General features: G+C 64.1%; 18 protein-coding genes. 5 read left to right on the top strand and 13 right to left on the bottom strand.

The features are described from left to right. Window positions 1-24 precede the first annotated feature (24 nt). From AC1DE1_RS09200 to gloA, 4 genes are all read right to left on the bottom strand, one after another. Window positions 25-717: an aspartate/glutamate racemase family protein gene (locus tag AC1DE1_RS09200; protein WP_477175455.1), complete on the bottom strand. Its 693-nt coding sequence runs from the start codon at window positions 715-717 to the stop codon at window positions 25-27. 44 nt (window positions 718-761) lie between these two features. After that, window positions 762-2132 carry an amino acid permease gene (locus AC1DE1_RS09195; protein ID WP_441602664.1) on the bottom strand — a complete coding sequence of 457 codons (1371 nt, stop codon included), beginning with the start codon at window positions 2130-2132 and terminating at the stop codon, window positions 762-764. A gap of 31 nt (window positions 2133-2163) precedes the next feature. Then, on the bottom strand, window positions 2164-2814 hold the full coding sequence (locus AC1DE1_RS09190; protein WP_477175454.1) for a rhomboid family intramembrane serine protease: 651 nt from the start codon (window positions 2812-2814) through the stop codon (window positions 2164-2166). A 265-nt stretch (window positions 2815-3079) separates the two neighbouring features. After that, entirely contained in the window at window positions 3080-3607 is a 528-nt protein-coding gene (gene gloA, locus AC1DE1_RS09185) for a lactoylglutathione lyase (RefSeq protein ID WP_477175453.1), read from the bottom strand. A 99-nt stretch (window positions 3608-3706) separates the two neighbouring features. Between gloA and AC1DE1_RS09180 the strand changes: the two genes are divergently transcribed. Beyond that, complete coding sequence (locus AC1DE1_RS09180) at window positions 3707-4348, top strand: NAD(P)H-binding protein (RefSeq protein ID WP_477175452.1); 642 nt, start codon at window positions 3707-3709, stop codon at window positions 4346-4348. A gap of 82 nt (window positions 4349-4430) precedes the next feature. Here AC1DE1_RS09180 and AC1DE1_RS09175 read toward each other — a convergent pair whose 3' ends face one another. The 3 genes from AC1DE1_RS09175 to AC1DE1_RS09165 form a co-directional block, all read right to left on the bottom strand. Beyond that, the gene (locus tag AC1DE1_RS09175; protein WP_477175451.1) at window positions 4431-5147 is read right to left on the bottom strand and encodes a C40 family peptidase; all 717 of its coding nucleotides are present in this window, start codon (window positions 5145-5147) and stop codon (window positions 4431-4433) included. Window positions 5148-5385: 238 nt separating this feature from the next. Next, window positions 5386-6114 carry a YggS family pyridoxal phosphate-dependent enzyme gene (locus tag AC1DE1_RS09170; RefSeq protein ID WP_477175450.1) on the bottom strand — a complete coding sequence of 243 codons (729 nt, stop codon included), beginning with the start codon at window positions 6112-6114 and terminating at the stop codon, window positions 5386-5388. 106 nt (window positions 6115-6220) lie between these two features. Beyond that, a complete protein-coding gene (locus AC1DE1_RS09165; protein WP_441602658.1) occupies window positions 6221-7645 on the bottom strand; it encodes a M20 family metallopeptidase in 1425 nt (474 codons plus the stop codon). Between the two features lie 202 nt (window positions 7646-7847). Here AC1DE1_RS09165 and AC1DE1_RS09160 point away from each other — a divergent pair, with 202 nt between their 5' ends. The 4 genes from AC1DE1_RS09160 to AC1DE1_RS09145 all read left to right on the top strand — a co-directional run bounded on the left by AC1DE1_RS09160 (window position 7848) and on the right by AC1DE1_RS09145 (window position 9910). After that, window positions 7848-8213, top strand: a complete 366-nt coding sequence (locus AC1DE1_RS09160; protein ID WP_441602657.1) for a ComEA family DNA-binding protein — start codon at window positions 7848-7850, stop codon at window positions 8211-8213. A gap of 106 nt (window positions 8214-8319) precedes the next feature. After that, window positions 8320-8799: an SET domain-containing protein gene (locus tag AC1DE1_RS09155; protein WP_441602656.1), complete on the top strand. Its 480-nt coding sequence runs from the start codon at window positions 8320-8322 to the stop codon at window positions 8797-8799. A gap of 5 nt (window positions 8800-8804) precedes the next feature. Then, complete coding sequence (locus AC1DE1_RS09150) at window positions 8805-9344, top strand: GNAT family N-acetyltransferase (protein ID WP_441602655.1); 540 nt, start codon at window positions 8805-8807, stop codon at window positions 9342-9344. Beyond that, complete coding sequence (locus AC1DE1_RS09145) at window positions 9341-9910, top strand: HutD family protein (protein WP_477175449.1); 570 nt, start codon at window positions 9341-9343, stop codon at window positions 9908-9910. Before AC1DE1_RS09150 ends, AC1DE1_RS09145 begins: the two co-directional genes overlap by 4 nt. A gap of 145 nt (window positions 9911-10055) precedes the next feature. On the opposite strand, the gene AC1DE1_RS09140 is transcribed toward AC1DE1_RS09145, so the two are convergent. From AC1DE1_RS09140 to AC1DE1_RS09115, 6 genes are all read right to left on the bottom strand, one after another. Beyond that, entirely contained in the window at window positions 10056-10703 is a 648-nt protein-coding gene (locus tag AC1DE1_RS09140; RefSeq protein ID WP_477175448.1) for a hypothetical protein, read from the bottom strand. A 165-nt stretch (window positions 10704-10868) separates the two neighbouring features. Continuing rightward, on the bottom strand, window positions 10869-11789 hold the full coding sequence (locus tag AC1DE1_RS09135; RefSeq protein WP_477175447.1) for a hypothetical protein: 921 nt from the start codon (window positions 11787-11789) through the stop codon (window positions 10869-10871). Further along, window positions 11771-13984: a M1 family metallopeptidase gene (locus AC1DE1_RS09130; RefSeq protein WP_477175446.1), complete on the bottom strand. Its 2214-nt coding sequence runs from the start codon at window positions 13982-13984 to the stop codon at window positions 11771-11773. Before AC1DE1_RS09130 ends, AC1DE1_RS09135 begins: the two co-directional genes overlap by 19 nt. A 76-nt stretch (window positions 13985-14060) precedes the next feature. Further along, window positions 14061-15704: a sulfite reductase subunit alpha gene (locus tag AC1DE1_RS09125; protein WP_477175445.1), complete on the bottom strand. Its 1644-nt coding sequence runs from the start codon at window positions 15702-15704 to the stop codon at window positions 14061-14063. Next, the gene (locus AC1DE1_RS09120; protein WP_477175444.1) at window positions 15701-16684 is read right to left on the bottom strand and encodes an FAD:protein FMN transferase; all 984 of its coding nucleotides are present in this window, start codon (window positions 16682-16684) and stop codon (window positions 15701-15703) included. The genes AC1DE1_RS09125 and AC1DE1_RS09120 overlap by 4 nt, the downstream gene beginning before the upstream one ends. 28 nt (window positions 16685-16712) lie before the next feature. Beyond that, window positions 16713-17525, bottom strand: a complete 813-nt coding sequence (locus tag AC1DE1_RS09115; RefSeq protein ID WP_477175443.1) for a DUF4198 domain-containing protein — start codon at window positions 17523-17525, stop codon at window positions 16713-16715. Between the last annotated feature and the right edge of the window lies 1 nt (window position 17526).

Below are 17526 nucleotides of genomic sequence, written 5' to 3'. Positions count from 1 at the left end.
AGGCGGCATCACCTACGCACGCTTCTAACCCAACGCAAAAGCCACGGCCGCTGCGGCGTGCAGCTCAGCCGTATTGAACAACGGCAGCAGGACATCGTCCTGCCGCAGCAGCAAGCCAATTTCGGTGCATCCAAGAATGACGCCTTGCGCACCGTTGATGGCCGCCTCCTCGATGATGGATCGATAGATCTCCCGCGACGCCTCGTTGATCACGCCGGCGCATAGCTCGTCGTAGATGATGCGATGGACGTCCGCACGCTGCGACTTGGACGGCACCACGCAATGCAGATTGAATCGCTCCTGCAGGCGGGCGCGGTAGAAGCTCTCCGACATGGTGAACTCGGTGCCCAGCAGCAGAACCGAATGCAGACCCTGGGCGGTGATCGCCGCGCCGGTGGGATCGGCGATATGGATGAATGGCAGGCGGGTCGCACTAGTGATGGCATCCGCCATCTTGTGCATGGTGTTGGTCGCCAGCACGATGCATTCGGCGCCGCCCGCTTCGAGCCGACGCGCTGATGCGGCCAGCGCTGCGCCGGCGGCATCCCAGTCGCCTTCGCGTTGCCAAGTGGCAATCTCCTGGAAATTCAGGCTGTCGAGCAGCAGCCTGGCGGAATACAGCGGCCCGCATCGATCGCGGATGCCGCGATTGATCCACTGGTAGTAAAGCAGGCTGGATTCCCAGCTCATGCCGCCAATCAGTCCGATGGTGCGCACGTGAAGACTCCTGCTGCGCGGGCCCTCGCCCGCCGAGCACGAGTCTAGCTTTGCGCCACCAGCTGCATGCGTCCTTGCACCTGGAACAACCGGTAAGCGATTGCCAGCAGCGCGACCCAGGCCGCTCCGATATAGAGCGCGATGCGCGTATCCGGGCTGACGCCCAGCATCACCACCACAAAACCCAGGAACGCCACGCAGACGATGCCGCTCAGCGGCCACCAGCGCAGCCGGAACGCTGCCGGCGCCTCACCCCGCGCGCGCAGCTGACGACGGAAGCTGTAGTGCGCCAGCAGCACCATCGTCCACGTCCACACGGTGTTGAACGAGAGGATCGACATCATCATGCCGAACACTTTGGCCGGCAGCAGATAGTTCAGCAGCACGGCAAGCAGCAGCACCGCGAGCGTCACCAGGATCGCGCGCACCGGCACGCCCTGCTCGTTCACTTCGCTCAGCGCCGCCGGCGCCTGCCCCTTGCAGGCCAGGCTGTACAGCATGCGGCTGCCACTGAAGGTGGTGCAATTGAAGCCGGACAGCGCCGCGGTGATCACCACGAAATTGATCAGACCGGCCGCCTGCGGAATGCCGAGCTTGGCAAAGGTGGTGACAAACGGACTGCCGTGTTCGCCAAGACCCGTCCACGGATAGATGGCCATGATCACGAACAGCGCACCCACGTAGAAAATCAGGATGCGCCACAGCACCGAATTCACCGCGCGTGGAATCGTGCGCTCGGGCTGTGCCGCTTCGCCAGCGGCGATACCTACGGTTTCCACACCGCCAAACGAGAACACCACCACCGGCAGCGCCAGCACCATGCCGAGCAAGCCGTGCGGAAACCAGCCGCCGTTCGACCACAGGTTCGACAAGCCGGTGGGCCGTCCGCCATTGCCCCAGCCAACAAAGATGATGCTCAGCCCGCCCACGATCATCGCCAGCACCGTGATCACCTTCACCAGGGTGAACCAGAACTCCATCTCGCCGTAAATCTTCACGGTGAGCAGGTTCAGTCCGCCGATCATCACCACGCTGCCCAGCACCCAGATCCAGCGTGGCCAATCGGGAAACCACTCGTGCATGTACGCGCCCACGGCAGTGGCTTCGGCCATGCCGACGCCGACCATCAGCAGCCAGTAATTCCAGCCGGTGACGAAACCGGCGAAGGGGCCGAGATAACGCTGCGCATACACGCTGAAGGAACCGGCGACCGGATCGCGCACGGTCATCTCGCCCAGCGCGCGCATGATGATGTAGATCATCACGCCGCCGAACAGGTAGGCAAACAAAACCGAAGGGCCGGCCAGTTTGATCGCATCGGCGGAGCCGAGGAACAGGCCTGCGCCGATGGCCATGCCGAGCGCCATGAAGGTGATGTGGCGCGGCGTCAGTCGACGCTGGAGATGCTGTGTCATGGAAACTGCCGGAAGACTGCGAGTGCTGCGATCAGCGCCAGAGTTTGCGCTGCGGCTTGATGGGGAGCTTGCCCCGCCAGTACTGGATCAATACAAAACCACCGAGCATGCCGCCCAGGTGCGCAAAATGCGCGATGCCTGCCTGCGTGCCGGTCACGCCCATGTAGAGCTCGGCCAGTCCGTAAAGTGTCACGAACAGCCAGGCGGAAATCGGGATCGGCAGGAAGATCAGGATCATCTTCTCGTGCGGGAACAACATGCCGAACGCCAGCAGGATGCCGAAGATCGCACCCGACGCGCCCAGGGTCGGATAGAAGCCGCCGGTAAACCAGTTCACCACCACCAGCTGCGCCAGCGCGGCGACCAGCAGGCAGACGAAGTAATAGACGACGAAGTTGCGCGCACCAAGCACGCGCTCGATCTGCCCGCCAAACATGAAGAGCGCCAGCATGTTCGAGAACAGGTGCGTCAGGCTGCCATGCATGAAGGCATAGGTGATCAGCTGCCACGGACGGAAACCTACCGAGACCAGGCCCTGCGCCCCCTGGGCGACCTGGTCCGGGCCCCACGGCCACAGCGCGAAGTAGGTCAGCAGCGTTTCGCCCATGATCTGCTGCAGGAGATACACCGCCACATTGGCGATCAGCAGGTTGCGAGTGACGGGAGGAAGGTCAAACGGCATATCGGGGCGAATCCGCGGGGCAATATTCCCAAGCGTACTGGTAGAGGCCGTGCATCGCCACGGCCAATGGCCATAAAGGGAGCCTCGGAAAACCGCGTACTTGCTCGCCATCCCTGCCAACGCAGGGATCCAGCGCCTTCGCTTCAGGGCCTGAGAGTCACCGGACTCCCGCTTTTGCGGGAATGACGGGGCACTGGAGGTGCCATCAAGCAAGGGATCACGACGTGATCAAGAACTTCTCCCGACAACAGCACGACGGCCCAGCTCAGCCGATGAACGCAGCCGGCTGCAGGATCTCGATCCAGTAGTCGTCGGGATCGCGAATAAATGCGATGTGCTTCATGCGTCCATCGCTCAGGCGCTTCTGGAACGTCACGCCCAAGGCCTCGAAGCGGGCGCAGGCTTCTTGCACGTTCGGCACGGAGACGCACAGGTGGCCAAAACCGCGCGGCTCGGCGTTGCCGTGGTGGTAGTGAAACGCCTCGTCGTGCTCGGTGCCGTGGTTGTGGGTCAGCTCCAGCACACCCGGCTGGCCGAGCACCCAGCGCAGGCGGGCGGCATCGTCCTCGGGGATGACCGAGCGATCCGGCGCCAGCACCAGGTACACGATGGTGAAGGCCGCCTCGGCGAAGTCCTGGCGGTGCACCGGCGTGAAGCCCAGTACGCGCGTGTAGAAGTCCAGCGAACGACTCAGATCCTTCACGCGGATCATGGTGTGGTTGAACACGTAGCCGTGGGTGGCGGCCTCGGGCGCATGGACGCCCGGCATGGCAAGCAACGAGGAAAGCGACATCGGGGTTCTTCCGGGGGAAAGCGAATGCTCAACATGGGGTTCAAGCGCAGCCAGGCAAGACTTCGGTCGCCATAACAATCCTCGCCATACAATGTCGCCATGAGCACGCCGCCGCGCCATGTACTGCTTGCCGGTGCCACCGGACTGACCGGGCATAAGCTGCTCGAGCTGTTGCTCGCGGATGACTCGGTGGAGCACGTCTACGCCCCCACGCGTCGGCCATTGGCGCCTCATCCGAAACTCGAGAACCCGGTAGGCATGGTCAGCCACCTGATCGCGCAGCTGCACGGACGGGCTGACACGGTGTTCTGTTGCCTGGGCACCACCATCGGCCAGGCCGGATCCCGCGAGGCGTTCCGCATGGTCGATTACGACCTCCCGCTATCGCTCGCCAAGCATGCGCATGCGCTTGGCGCCAGCCACTATCTGGTGATCAGCGCGCTGGGCGCGGATCCGACCTCGCGCTTGTTCTACAACCGCACCAAGGGCGAGTTGGAAGTAGCCTTGCAGAAACAGGAATGGCCGCGACTCACTATCGTGCGTCCATCGCTGCTGCTGGGTTCGCGCCATAAGCCACGCATGGGCGAAGTATTCGCCGCGCCCTTCTCGCGCGTACTGCCAGGACGCTGGCGCGGCATCTCGGCCGGCACGGTGGCCACCGCCATGTGGCGGCTGGCCAAGGCACCGGGTAGCGGCCTGCGCATCGTGGCGTCCGACGAACTGCAGCAACTAGGCGGCTGAAACTTGTATTGCCCGCAGCGGGAAACGTCGCATAAAAAAAGGCCGCCCATGAGGCGGCCTTTGACTGACGGTGACGTCCAAATTAGCTGCGAGCCAGCGCACCCGGGCGCTTGGCGCCAGCGAAACGCTGCGCCCAGTAAGACTGGTCCAGGCTGTCCACGCGCACGGTCTTGCCGCGCGAGGGCGAATGGATGAACTGGCCATTGGCGATATAGATGCCCACATGCGACACGCGGCCCTGGCCACGCTTGCCGGCGGTGCGGAAGAACACCAGGTCGCCCGGCTTCATGTCGCCGCGATTGACGTTGAGGCCAGCCACGAACTGCGAAGCGGAGTTGGTCGGCAGCTCGAGGCCGACGGCATGGGCGAACACGTAGCGGACGAAGCCGCTGCAATCGAAGCCGGTGGACGGATCATGACCGCCGCGCACGTAACGGATGTCACGCAGCTGCATGGCCATGCCGATCAGGGTCTTGCGCAGGTCGGAGGTGTCGTTGGCGAGCGCCGCGACGGCGCTGACGCCGCTGTCCGGCATGCCGTCGCCATCGGCGTCTTCGTCATCACCCAGGGCGGTGGTGTTGCCGGCCGAGGCCTTGGCAGCGACCTGGGCGGGAGCGGCGGACTGGGCAAGCATGGCTGCCGGCGAGAACAACGACAGCTGGCCCATCAGATTCGGTGTCACGGTTGCCGACGTCGGCGTGGAAGCCGGAGTGGCGGTCAGCGGTTCAGCAAAAAGCGGAAGGGACGTAAGCAGTGCACCAGCAAGCGCAGCAGCGGCGAAAATTCGCTTTGTTCGCATGTGGGACACATCCCTTTGCAGTTTGTGGAAATCGCCGTCGTCAGGTCAACGGGCCGTGATCGAGGCGTGAACTTAGCAAAGGGATCTAGATCGTTTGTTCGGATGGGGTTAACTGTACCCTGTCGTTTCGAAACCTGGCACGGCCTATGCTTGGGGTGTGCCGCGTGATAAGTGACTGATTTATCGGTGAATGCTGTGTCAAATTGGTTACATATTGACCAATTAGTGAACCAAATGTTCAGTTCGGTACCGTATGTTTTGTGAGCTGTCTCACACCGAAAATCGCCGTACCGAGCCGGATTTCGGTCGCGCCCTCGGCAATGGCGAGCGCGAAGTCGCCGCTCATCCCCATGGAAAGTCGAGCCAAATCATGGCCCTGGTCCATTCCGGCCGCGCTCAGCTGGCGTAACTGGCGGAAGCAGGCGCGAACGGCCGCGGCATCGTCCGACTGGACGGCCAACGTCATAAGACCTCGCACCTTCAGACGGTCATAGGCGCGCAGGGCGTCCAGCAAGCCGGGCAGCTGATCGGGCGGCAGGCCGTGCTTGCTGTCTTCCGGCGAGGTCTTCACCTCGATCAGCACGTCGACGACGCGATCCTCGATCTCCAGGCGCCGTTGCAGGGCGTCGGCCAACTCCAGCCGATCCATCGACTGCACTTCGCTGGCCAGTCGGGCTACATCCTTAGCTTTATTGGTCTGCAGATGGCCGATCACCACCCACTCGATGCGCTCGCCAGCCAGCGCTTCGGCCTTGCTGCGAATCTCCTGCACCTTGTTCTCGCCGAAGCGATGAAGGCCCAGCGCCAGGGCGGCACGCACCACCTCCGGGCCGAACGTCTTGCTCACCGGCAGGATCGACACTTCGCCGGGATCACGCCCCGCCGCACGGCACGCCGCGTCGACGCGCTCGCGCACGGACGCCCAGTTCTCGGCGAGATAGGAAAGCTCGTTGCTGGAATCAGACATCGCTGAAAACCCTGCCAGAGACCGCACGGGTTTGCGTCCGGCTGCTGCCGGCGTCCTGCGCAGTCGGTTGCGTCGCCCCGGCATCGCGCCGGGGCGACGATCACGTTCAGGCCTTGGCGCCCTGCGCGTAGTGATGAGCCACCACGTCGGCCACCACCATCGACACCTTCTTGCCGGTGGGGATGTGCAGGAATTCGTTCGGGCCGTGCGCATTGGAGTGCGGGCCAAGCACGCCGGTGATCAGGAATTGCGCCTTGGGGAATTTCTCGCCCAACATGCCCATGAAGGGAATGCTGCCGCCCTCGCCCATATAGGCCGCCGGTGCGCCGAAATACGTTTCCGAGGCCTTGGCCACCGCTTCTTCCAGCCACGCCGACAGCTGCGGCGCATTCCAGCCGCTGCCGTCTTTCTCGAGCTTGAAGCTGACCTTGGCGCCGTACGGCGGATCCTTTTCCAGCAGCTGCTTCACCAGCTGACCCGCTTTCGCACCGGACAATGTCGGCGGCACACGAAGGCTGAGCTTCACCGAGGTCTTGGGACGCAGCACATTGCCCGCGCTTTCCAGCGGCGGCATGCCGTCCACGCCGGTGACGGCCAGTTGCGGACGCCAGGTGCGGTTGAGCACCAGTTCGGTGAGGTCTTCGGTGACCGGGTGCATGCCTGCCACAAAGGGGAACTTGTCGTAGATTGCCGTGCCCAGCACTTCGGCCGATTTCTTGGCCTGGTCAATGCGCTGCTGCGGGATGTCGACGTACAGCTCCTTGGGCTTGATCGCGCCGGTTTGCGGATCTTCCAGTCGGCTCAGCAGCTCGCGCAGGATGCGGAAGCTGGAGGGCACCACGCCGGACGCATCGCCCGAATGCACGCCCTCTTCCAGCACCTGCACGGTCAGCTCGCCACCGGTCATGCCGCGCAGCGAGGTGGTCAGCCACAACTGGTCGTAGTTGCCGCAGCCCGAATCCAGGCACACCACCAGCGACGGGTTGCCGATGCGGTCGGCGAGGTGATCGACGTAGTACGGCAGGTCGTAGCTGCCCGACTCTTCGCAGGCTTCGATCAGCACCACGCAGCGCGCATGGGGCACGCCCTGCTCTTGCAGCGCCAGCAAGGCGGCGAGCGAGCCGAAGATGGCGTAGCCGTCGTCGGCGCCGCCGCGACCGTAGAGCTTGTCGCCTTTCAACACGGGCGTCCACGGACCCAGGCCTTCGGCCCAGCCGGTCATTTCCGGCTGCTTGTCCAAATGGCCGTACAGCACGACGGTGTCATCGCCCGTGCCCGGCACTTCGATGTAGATGAGCGGCGTACGGCCTTCCAGGCGCACCACTTCGAGCGTGGCGCCCGGCAGCGCGGAGAGCTTGCTGCGCGCCCACGTCTCCATCAGCTTCACGGCCGCATCCATGTAGCCGTGCTCCACCCACTTGGGATCGAACATGGGCGACTTGTTCGGAATGCGGATGTACTCGACCAGCTGCGGCACGATCTCGTCATCCCACAGTCCGCTGATGTATCGGTTGAGGCGAGCGGTATCCATGGACGACTCCTACAGCGTGGGAAAAGGCCGTCATTGTATCAGCACGTGCGAGAGGGGCCTGGCGTATCGACAAGCGCCCACGCGTCGTGACGGGCGATACCAGGTCACCCATTCCGCCGCTGCCGACAGCCACCAGCGCGGCGGCTGGGCACAGTCCTCGGGCGGCCACGAGAGGGCCGCATCCACCAAGGGAGGAGTGACCATGATCAAGCAGATCGCAGCAGCACTGTTGGTTCTTGCGCTGGCATGGCCGGCATTCGCCGCCACGCCCGTCAATGTCAATACGGCCGATGCCGCCACGCTGTCCAACTCGCTGGACGGGATCGGCCCGTCGAAGGCCAAGGCCATCGTGGCCTACCGCGAAGAACACGGCCCCTTCAAGACAGTCGCCGACCTGTCCCATGTCAAAGGGGTGGGACCCGCCACGCTGGAGCGCAACCGCAGCGCCATCCTGTTGACCGGCTCCGGTTCCTCGCCGGCACCCGCCGCGAAACTCGCTGCAAAGCCCGCCGCAGCAGCCGTCCCAGCCAAGGCAGCGCCCAAGGCGGCCAAGGGCGGCGGGCAATAACCAAACTGTGTCAACCACTTAAGTACACCAATCGCATTCGGCCGGTATGGAAACCCCGGCCGGATGCGCCTACACTCGCCCGCCTTGCCATCGGCATTGGGCTGTCATGATTGTTCCGCGTTATCGCATCGCCGCGTCGAACATCGCCGGCGCGGGCCAGGGGTTGTTCCTATTAGAGGACGTGTCGGCCGGGCAGATCGTCACGGCCCCGGACGCGATCGACCGCACGTATCGCTACGACGAACTGACTGGCTCGCCCGAGCTTTCGGCCCAACTGTATGCGAGTGCGCGCTGGTTCGAGGACCGCTATACGGTCTCTCCGGACTGGCCGGACGAGTGCTATCTCAATCACAGCTTCGAGCCCACCGGGCTGTGGCATCTGGGCTTCGTGTTCGCGGCGGGCGATTTGCCTGCCGGCACGGAGATCACCGTGGACTACCGGCACCTGTTGCCGCCGGGTGAGGAAGAGGCTTTCACGGACGCGGCCACCGGACAGCCTATTGTTGGCCTGTCATGGACCGAAAGCCTACGGATGAGCACTCACGCATTGGCGGCCCTGCTCGATGGCACCCGACTTGCTTGCTGAAGATCATGATCGACATACCTGTTATTGAAACGGCGCGCCTGCGCCTTACCGCCCTCGCCGAACGGCATTTCGACGACTACGCCGCGATGCTCGCCGACCCCGCCAGCACCCGCTGGATCGGCGACGGCCAGCCGCTGGACCGCACCAACGCCTGGCGTTCGCTCGCCATGCTGATCGGCCACTGGCATCTGCGCGGCTACGGCATGTGGGCGCTGGAGCTGAAGGACACCGGCGAATTCATCGGTCGTGCCGGCCTGATGCGCCCTGAAGGTTGGCCGGACCTGGAACTGGGCTGGATGCTCAAGCCGGACTTCCGCCACCATGGCTACGCCACCGAAGCAGGCAGCGCCATTCTCGATTTCGCCTGGCACGCCCTGGGCTCGCCGCGCGTCATCAGCCTGGTGAAGATCGGCAACGAAGCGTCCGACCGCGTGGCCGAACGGCTGGGCGGCGAGCATATCGACGATATGGATTTCTTTGGCGCCCACAACCACGTGTTCGCCTATTACCCGCCCTGCACCGAAAAGCGTCGCGCCTGGGCATGAGCCAGCTGCAGCGGCTGTCCATGGAAGGTCTCCATGGCGCGCCCTGCGCCAAGGGCACGGCAGTCATCACCCCGATTGCCTGCGGACCGGACGACGAGGCCTGGCAGTGGCAAATGACCCTGATCGGGATGGAGCAGGAGGTCGATTTTCCAGCACATGCTGACCTGCGCCGGCACTTCGTGCCGCTGGACGCCCCGGTGGACATCGCCTTCCCCGACGGTCGCACGCAACACGTCACCCGCTTTCAGATCGCCCAGTTCGACCACAGCAACGATCCGCAGGCCTGCCTGCCGACGGCGCCGACCCGCACGTTCAACCTCAAGCTGCGAGGCGAGGCCCAGGGCGAGCTGATGGCCCGGCCCTTGAATGGCGCCATGGTGCTGCTGGCGCCCAACGGCTGGCGCTGGTTTCTGCTGTTGCTGTCCGGCCGCGCCAAGGTGATCGCCGATCACCGCTCGCAGTCGCTGGAAGCCAACGACATGATGTGGATCGACCCGATCCCCGGTCACCCGGTACGCATCGAAGGTGGCGGCGAGATCGTGCTGGCGCGATTGCCCACGGCTTGATCCTTCGTCTGCGGCCTCCTCGAAAATGAAGGCTGACAGATATCTACTCAGTGCGCGGCCCTCTTCCAACGGCTGACGTGACTCTTCATCGCCGTACTCTCAGCCGAGCATTTCTCCGGAGCGCGCGCAACGGCGCAATGAAGGTTTAGGTGCACCCGAATTCAGTGAATGCCTGATCAAGTTCGCGCGTCGTTATGTGGCGTTTGTCCATTTCACTGGCGGAAAGAAAGCGGGCCATCCGAACTTGACTGCAGTTCAAGAACCTTGCTCCTTCTTGAAGTGTCCGTCTCGGGCTCGACTGCTCACCAATGGAAATGGTCTTCACCAACTCCCTGTCTGCGTGACCCGGAATGCGCGGACGCCCCAGCGCTTGAGAGCCTTCTTGAGACGCCTTGAACAAGGGATTTCCATACGAAGAGTCAACGGCGATGGCATCTTTGGGCGCGCCGCCGTTGTTATGACCGTCCTGGTCCCTCGCCTTGAGGGTTTCCGCAGGCGGTTGAGCATCTAACGCCTCAAGCACAGACGCTCGCTTGGAACCAACGGCTCGGGATGAGCGAGGCAAGGCGTGCGCCGGCACCGGATTGGCATGCGGCAACACCACGCTGTATGAGAGGGATGGGTGCTTCAGGAACACAAGCTGTAGCGCGCCAGTCCGGCTCAGCATCGTCCCTGAGTTGCTCCAATAGTCGGGTGCCGGAGGCATCGTCAGGTACACGAAGATCAGTAGATGCAGCAGAGCAACGACCGCTAACGTCGTGCCTTTGCTTATCGCATGCTTCCAATGCGGCATCAGACGTGCACTCCCTTCGCCCGTTCGCAGAACGGGGCGATGGGAGTGTTGACACTTCAGCGCTGGCGTTGGTTCCTATGCTCAGTCCCGCGGAGTCGACTGCCATGTATCGAAGGCGTCCGCGAGATCGTGCTGATTCGCCACGCCGATACCTAACCGTCGTGCTTAGAACCCGGCCCGCCGACCCAGGCCCAGCGAGCGCCCCACATCGGCCAGCGCGAACAGGCGCGCGATGCGCATCCAGCCCAAGGCCGCCACGATGAGCTGGCTGAGCAGGAAGCCCCACAGCAAGCCCGACGCACCGACCGACACGGTGTGTATGCGGGCCAGGCCCAAGGCAAGCGCCATGGCGAAACCGATGGCGGTCAGCAGCAGGTAGACCAATAGCGTCGACACCGGTCGACGCAGCAGCTGCAGGAGGCCGCGCAGCATGGCGATCGACGCCGAACGCAATCCGACGTCGGCGATGAACGAGGCGCGCGCGGATTCCACCCAGGCCTGCGCCAGCACAACCACGACACCTGCTGCCCACCAGGCCACGTGTTGCGCGGTATCGGCCTGCGATTGCAGCGTGGCGAGATCGCCGCGATCGTCGGCGCGGTCCAGGCCCATCTGCACGAGCAGGCCAGCGAGCGCATAGGGCAGCACCGACCAGAGCATCAGCCGGAGCATGCGGCCGTACTCGACCAGTCCACCCTGCAAAAGCTGGGCAAATCCCAGCGTGCGCCCCGCCCGGCCGCTGGCCACCACCATGCCGTTGAGCCACGGCAGCCACAGCAACATGAGCAAGCCGCTGGCCAGCCCCGCGCCATGCAACGTGGCGTGCTCGCGCGACAAGGCCACGGCCACATCGCTGAACATCAGGCCGTCGAACTGGCGCGCCCACTCATGCGTATGCGTGGAGCGGTCGAGCAAGCTACCGAGTGCCTGCAGCAAAGGGAGCGCCGCCACCAAAGTGGCGATCAACGTCGCCAGCAGCCACAGCAGCAACAAGCGCCACTGCAATGCGGCAAGCGGCGCCAGCGCCACGGCGCCCATATCGACACGACGAGCACTCTTGTAGGCCATCACAGCGTCACCAGGCATGCGTACAGCGACTGCAACAGTGCCGCGAGATCAGCCGTCCAGCGGCGCGAGGCCGAGGCGTCGGCCTTCACTGTGCGACTGTCATTGAGCTTGTTCTCGTCGAGCAGGATCTTATGCTCGGGATCGAGCTCGGCGGAGATCACCGCTGCGTCGCCGGTGAACACAAAGCGCTTCCAGCGGCGATCGTCGTCCCATGGAACGTCGACATGCGAACCGCCCGCAAACGTCACGCGCAGCAACTGCGGTACGGCGGCACCTTCACGCACTACCGTCACCGTACTGCGCACTTGATACGGACCATCCTCGTGCTTGCCGGCGTTGGGGTGCGACTTCTTCCAGGCATCGCGCTTCTTCTCGACCTCGTCGTCGCGATCATCGGCGGTGAGCTCGGTACGCTGGCCATCCTTCGTCCAGCTGCCCGCCTCGGGCAGTACTTTCATGGTGTCGATCGATGTCACGCGATCGTCGATACGCGCCGTGCCGTAGACGTACTGATCGAAGATCTCGTTGACCGCACGCGCGTTGCCGGAGACATCGATCAAGGTGGCGCGCAAGTCTGCCGCGGAGGGATGACGGAAGTGCCAGCGCCGATAGTATTCGCGCATGGCGCGTGCCATCACGTCCTTGCCCAGGCGCTCTTCCAGATCGTGCATGGCGGTGGCGGTGCGCGAATAGACCGTGCCGTAGCTCGAGCTGGAGTAACGATCCCAGCTGTTCTGTCCCAGCGGATCGAACGGATGCTGCAGCCCCGCGTCGAGTCGCTCAAACGTGAAGACGTCCATCGATGGCGTGATGCCGGCGCGCCGCAACCATGAGCTCGGCGTCAGCACGCGCTGGTTGCGTTCGCGCAGCATGCGTTCGTCCCAGTACTCGTTGATGCCTTCGTCCAGCATCGGCTCTTCGAATTCATTGGAGGCGAGCAGGCCGTAGAAGTAACCGTGGCCGAATTCGTGGATGGTCACGAAGTCGATATTCCACTGGTCCATGGTGTCTTTGTCGATCGTCTTGTCGCCTTCGGCGGTGAAGAAGGTCGGGTACTCCATGCCACCGGCTTCTTCCGCATTGAATGGCGGCACGACCGCGGTGACGGTGCGATACGGGTACGGCCCCAACGTCTCGGAAAAATAACTCAACGAATCCAGCGTGGACTTGAGCACAGGTTGCGCGCTGGCCACGTACTCGGGCGGATAAATCACGCGCACCGCCACGTTCGGGCTGCCCGGGCCCTGCCAGCTGCCATCGAGCGTGCGGAAGCCCTTGGCGGCCACCCAGGCAAAATCGTGCACGTCGCCCTGCACAAAGTGATAGGTCGTCTTGCCGTTTTGTTCGAAAGGTTCGTCCTTCTGCGCGCCCACCGCCCCCACGGTGTAATCGGAGGGCACAGTGAGGCGCACGTCGTAGCTGCCGAAGTCGGCGTAGAACTCGCTGTTGAAGTGGTACTCGTGCACGTTCCATTGCACTTGCGTCGCGCCACGCTCGCCTGGCAGTTCGAGCACGCCGATCTTGGGAAACCACTGCGCCACCAGATGGAAGTTGCCCCACCAGCCGGTACGTTCGATCACGCGCGGCAATTGGCTGACGAAATCGATATCCAGCGTGAGCGTGCCTCCGGCCGGCACGGGCTCGGCAAGATCGATCGCGGCCACGGTCTGGTCCGTGGCGGGGCCATCATCGGGATGCACGAAACGCCACTTCAGTGCAGCATTGCCCTGCTGCACGGTCTTGAGGTCCATCCAGCCCCATTCGCCTTTCTTCGGCGCTGCCTCGCCGCGCGAATGGCCATGCGCGGTAAGCACGCTGCGCTCGGTGAAGAAGGTACTGCCCTCGTTCTGGAAGGCATTGAGATAGAGATGCAGGTAGATGCGATTGACCGGCTGGCTGCTGCGGTTGCGCCAGGTCAGTTGCTCGCTGCCGGTGATGCTGTGCCTGGCTGCGTCCAGTTCGGCATCGATGCGATAAGCGACCACGCGATCGGACAAGGTCGCCTCTTTGCCTGTGCGCACACCACCCCACGCATCGGGCGCGCTAGCCTCACGCGGCGCATCAGCTTGAGGCTTGGCGAGCGGGATCACCGCTGGCGCAATTGGCGTACCGGGCGCCGGAACCGGCGCGTCCTGTGCAGAGGCCAGCGACGACAACGCCAGGCAGACCAGCGCCAAACCATGGCGCAGCGCGTGTTCCATCCGTGTTCCCATGTAACCCTCCCCCGAAGGAACGCCCAGCCTGCGGCATTCGCGCATGGCGCTCCTATAGGCCAAAGGTCACGGCAACTCAATAGACGTCGCGTCGGTAACGCCCGGCCTCGCGCAGTTGTTCGACCATGGCCTCGCCCAAGGCTTCGCGCAACACCGTGTCTACGCCGGGCGCCATGCCGGCGAGGCTGCCACACACATAAATCGCGGCGCCCTGCTCCACCCACTGACGCAACAGATCGCTCGATTCACGCAGGCGGTCCTGCACGTACACGCGCGAGATGCCCTCGCGAGACCAAGCAAGATCGAGCCGTTCGATCGAGCCTTGCTGCTGCCATCGCAAGATCTCGTCGCGATGGTAGAAGTCGCGGGCATACTCGCGCTCGCCGAACAGCAACCAGTTGCGGTGCCGTCCTGCCTCGACGCGCGTCTTCAGCAACGCCCGCAGACCTGCCAGCCCCGTGCCATTGCCGATAAGCACGAGCGGGCGGTCGTCGACAGGCGCGTGGAACCCCGGGTTGGCGCGAATGCGCAGTCCGATATCACCGCCCAGCTGCGCGTGTTGCGTGAGCCAGCCCGAACCGATGCCGGGCGAGCCATCATTGCGCTGCATGCGCCGAACGAGCAGATGCACCGTGCCGTCCGACGGCACCGACGCAATGGAATATTCCCGATGCGGCAGCGGCTGCAGCGCCGCCACCAGCTGAGCCGGGTTGGTAAGCGATGCTTCGCTGCATTCCGGCCAGTGACTGGCTGCCAGCCATTCGCGCAACGATGCGTGGCGTCCTTCGTGTTCGACCGATGCGTCGCCGTCGAGTCCGTGCGTTGCCAACCACTGCTCCACCTCGGCCGCCGCGTGTCGCGGACCGATCTCCACCAGATCGCCGGCCTGCCATGTCGCCTGCCCTGTGTGCGGACGCAGCGCCAGATGGAAACACGGGTCACCCTGGCTCGCTGGATTGAGCAGCACGCGCTCGACCAGTTGCCAGCGTTGATAGTCCGGCTGCTGCCAGTCCGGCAGTTCGGCGGCGCCGGAGAGCAGCGCGAGATGGTGCTGCCAATGACGCAACGCCGACGGGTCGCCATTGTCTACTTCCACCGGATCGAACAGCGGTCTGGCACGGCTCTGCTGCAGCCAGTGCTGCAGCACGCGGCCAAATCCGCAGAAATCGTCGTAGTCACTGTCACCGAGCGCGAGCAGGCCGTATTGCAGCGCTGGCAATGCTTGCGGGCTACGCATGCACTGAGTGACAAAGCGGGCCGCGCTATCGGGTGCATCCCCTTCGCCCGTCGTGCTCACCACGAACAACACGCGTTCTTCCTGCGATAGCGCAGCCACATCCAGTTGCCCGAGCTCGGTCAGTCGCACGGATGCGCCAGCCTGCTGGAGACTTTGCGCCGTCTGCAGTGCCCACTGCTCCGCCGTGCCGGTCTGGCTGGCAAAGGCGATGAGGATGGAATCACTCTGCGATGCGTTGACGGACGATACGCGTTCCGTCTGCCGTTGCGCGGCGCGTCGCCGATAGACCACCAGCCAGGCGGTGAATCCTGCCCATGCCAGCAGTACGGCCAACGCACTGAGCCAACGCGTTGCACCTGGGTCGTGCCATTCCCATTCGCGCCGATGCAAGCCCATGAGCCCGACGACCAGGAGCGCCAGCAACGTGCAAAGGAGCACATTGCCCCAGGCGGGACGAGTCGACATGGCGGAAGGCGTGTTCATGAGGCCAGCGCAGCCTCGAACGCGGGCGACAGGTGTTCTTCCATGCCATGTGCGCCATGCACGATGAACATCACGGCGAGACCGCGCTCGGTGGCATACATCAGCCCTTGTTCCGGCCCCAGTACCGTCATCAGCGTCCCGAGGGGATCCGCTTGCATCGCATCGTTGGCCAGCACGCTGACCGAGGCGACGGCGTGCGGCACGGGCCAACCGGTGCGCGGATCCACGTGATGCGAATAAGTCACGCCATCGGCCGTGAATTGGCGGCGATAGTCGCCCGACGTGGCGATGGCCCTGCCCGTGAGGCAGACCACCTGGCTGAGCTGGTCGGCATGCTGCACGGCGCCGGCGGCAGCGCCGGGACGTTCGATGCCGATGCGCCACGGCGATCCATCCGGTTTCCTGCCCTTGCCTTTCAATTCGCCGCCGACTTCGACCAGCCACGCGTCGATGCCGGCAGCGTCGAGACTGCGGCCGACCAGGTCGACGCTGTAGCCCTTGGCCACCGACGAGAGATCGAGATAGACGCCGCCGGGTTGATAGAGGCTATGGGTAGCGGCGTCCAGCTTGATCCGCCACCAGCCGATGCGTTCGCGCGCCGCGTCGATCGCCTCGCGCGACGGCGGTGCTTGCCGTGCGGCGTCGGGGCCGAAGCCCCAAAGATTCACCAGCGGTCCGACCGTGGGGTCGTACGCACCATCGCTAATACGTGCGAGCTCGAGCGCATGCTGCGCTACTTCGTAGCACTCGGCCGGCAACACATGCCAGGTGCCCGCCGGCGCCGCGTTGAAACGCGACAGCGGCGAGCTGGGCTTGTAGGTGCTCATCTGCCCATCGACCAGATCGAGCACGGCCTGGATGGTCTTGCTGCGCGATGCCAGCGACAACTGTGCCGGCACCACCGCGCGCACCGACCAGAACGTGCCCATGGTCTCGCCTTGCACGGATTGCACGACCAGCTCGCTCACCGATGCACCCATCGCTTCGATTCAGCACTCGCGCCTTGCATTACTGCGGCAGCACTTCCAGCGTGGCGGCATATGACAGGCGACGCAGCTTGGCCTGCTTGATGCTGGACTTGTTGTCCTGCGTGCTGGCATTCACCCAATACATGCCGGCGTGCGGCCAGGTGACGCTGAACTTGCCATCCTTGTCGGTGGTGACATCGATTTCTTCCGGCGCATTGCGATAGCGCGTCTCGCCGGCAATCGCCATCACCTTCAGGTTCGACGCGGGCTTGCCGTCCAGCAGCAGTTGGAAGGTGGCCGCCTCACCCGAGGCCAGATCGGTGACGCGCGTCACCGGCACCAGCTCGAGCCCCTTGCAGCTGGGCTTGAGCGCGCCATCGCTGGGCTTGCCGTTGGTGACGAAGGTTTCCACGCGGTTGATCGACTCGGACACTTCGACGTTCTTCGCGTTGGCAGGTATCGCCTTGGCCAGCTCCGCCGCGTCGCCGCGCCAGCGCTTCTTCTGGCCATCCAGTTCATAGTTGGCGAACAGACCGCCATTCACCGCGGCGATCTTGTAGGTGCCCGGCTGGGTCAGGTGCACGTCGAACACGCTGCGGTACTGGCCGGTGAGCGCGTTCTCCGGTTTGGCCGTCTGGCCGTCCGGCGTGGTGATGACCACGCGGTCCAGCTGCACCGCCATATGATCGGGATAGAACAAGTCGTTGGAAACGGCGGCATCCACCGTCACCCACGGATCGTTGCCGGATACATTGGTGGCCGACGGCACCAGCCACATCTTGTGCGCCTGCGCGGTAAGCGGCAGCGCCAGAGCCATGGCCAGCGCGCCCCACTTCAACGAATGCTTGATCATG

The sequence above is a fragment of the Dyella sp. 05T440 genome (genome assembly GCF_056395965.1).
Note: the sequence above shows the minus strand (reverse complement) of the source record. Positions and strands in the feature narration are given on the sequence as shown.

Excerpts from the sequence above, each read along its gene's own strand:
- AC1DE1_RS09195 (WP_441602664.1), bottom strand. The coding sequence starts at position 2,132 with ATGACACAGCATCTCCAGCGTCGACTGACGCCGCGCCACATCACCTTC.
- AC1DE1_RS09190 (WP_477175454.1), bottom strand. The coding sequence starts at position 2,814 with ATGCCGTTTGACCTTCCTCCCGTCACTCGCAACCTGCTGATCGCCAAT.
- gloA (WP_477175453.1), bottom strand. The coding sequence starts at position 3,607 with ATGTCGCTTTCCTCGTTGCTTGCCATGCCGGGCGTCCATGCGCCCGAG.
- AC1DE1_RS09180 (WP_477175452.1), top strand. The coding sequence starts at position 3,707 with ATGAGCACGCCGCCGCGCCATGTACTGCTTGCCGGTGCCACCGGACTG.
- AC1DE1_RS09175 (WP_477175451.1), bottom strand. The coding sequence starts at position 5,147 with ATGCGAACAAAGCGAATTTTCGCCGCTGCTGCGCTTGCTGGTGCACTG.
- AC1DE1_RS09170 (WP_477175450.1), bottom strand. The coding sequence starts at position 6,114 with ATGTCTGATTCCAGCAACGAGCTTTCCTATCTCGCCGAGAACTGGGCG.
- AC1DE1_RS09165 (WP_441602658.1), bottom strand. The coding sequence starts at position 7,645 with ATGGATACCGCTCGCCTCAACCGATACATCAGCGGACTGTGGGATGAC.
- AC1DE1_RS09160 (WP_441602657.1), top strand. The coding sequence starts at position 7,848 with ATGATCAAGCAGATCGCAGCAGCACTGTTGGTTCTTGCGCTGGCATGG.
- AC1DE1_RS09155 (WP_441602656.1), top strand. The coding sequence starts at position 8,320 with ATGATTGTTCCGCGTTATCGCATCGCCGCGTCGAACATCGCCGGCGCG.
- AC1DE1_RS09150 (WP_441602655.1), top strand. The coding sequence starts at position 8,805 with ATGATCGACATACCTGTTATTGAAACGGCGCGCCTGCGCCTTACCGCC.
- AC1DE1_RS09145 (WP_477175449.1), top strand. The coding sequence starts at position 9,341 with ATGAGCCAGCTGCAGCGGCTGTCCATGGAAGGTCTCCATGGCGCGCCC.
- AC1DE1_RS09140 (WP_477175448.1), bottom strand. The coding sequence starts at position 10,703 with ATGCCGCATTGGAAGCATGCGATAAGCAAAGGCACGACGTTAGCGGTC.
- AC1DE1_RS09135 (WP_477175447.1), bottom strand. The coding sequence starts at position 11,789 with ATGCCTGGTGACGCTGTGATGGCCTACAAGAGTGCTCGTCGTGTCGAT.
- AC1DE1_RS09130 (WP_477175446.1), bottom strand. The coding sequence starts at position 13,984 with ATGGGAACACGGATGGAACACGCGCTGCGCCATGGTTTGGCGCTGGTC.
- AC1DE1_RS09125 (WP_477175445.1), bottom strand. The coding sequence starts at position 15,704 with ATGAACACGCCTTCCGCCATGTCGACTCGTCCCGCCTGGGGCAATGTG.
- AC1DE1_RS09120 (WP_477175444.1), bottom strand. The coding sequence starts at position 16,684 with ATGGGTGCATCGGTGAGCGAGCTGGTCGTGCAATCCGTGCAAGGCGAG.
- AC1DE1_RS09115 (WP_477175443.1), bottom strand. The coding sequence starts at position 17,525 with ATGATCAAGCATTCGTTGAAGTGGGGCGCGCTGGCCATGGCTCTGGCG.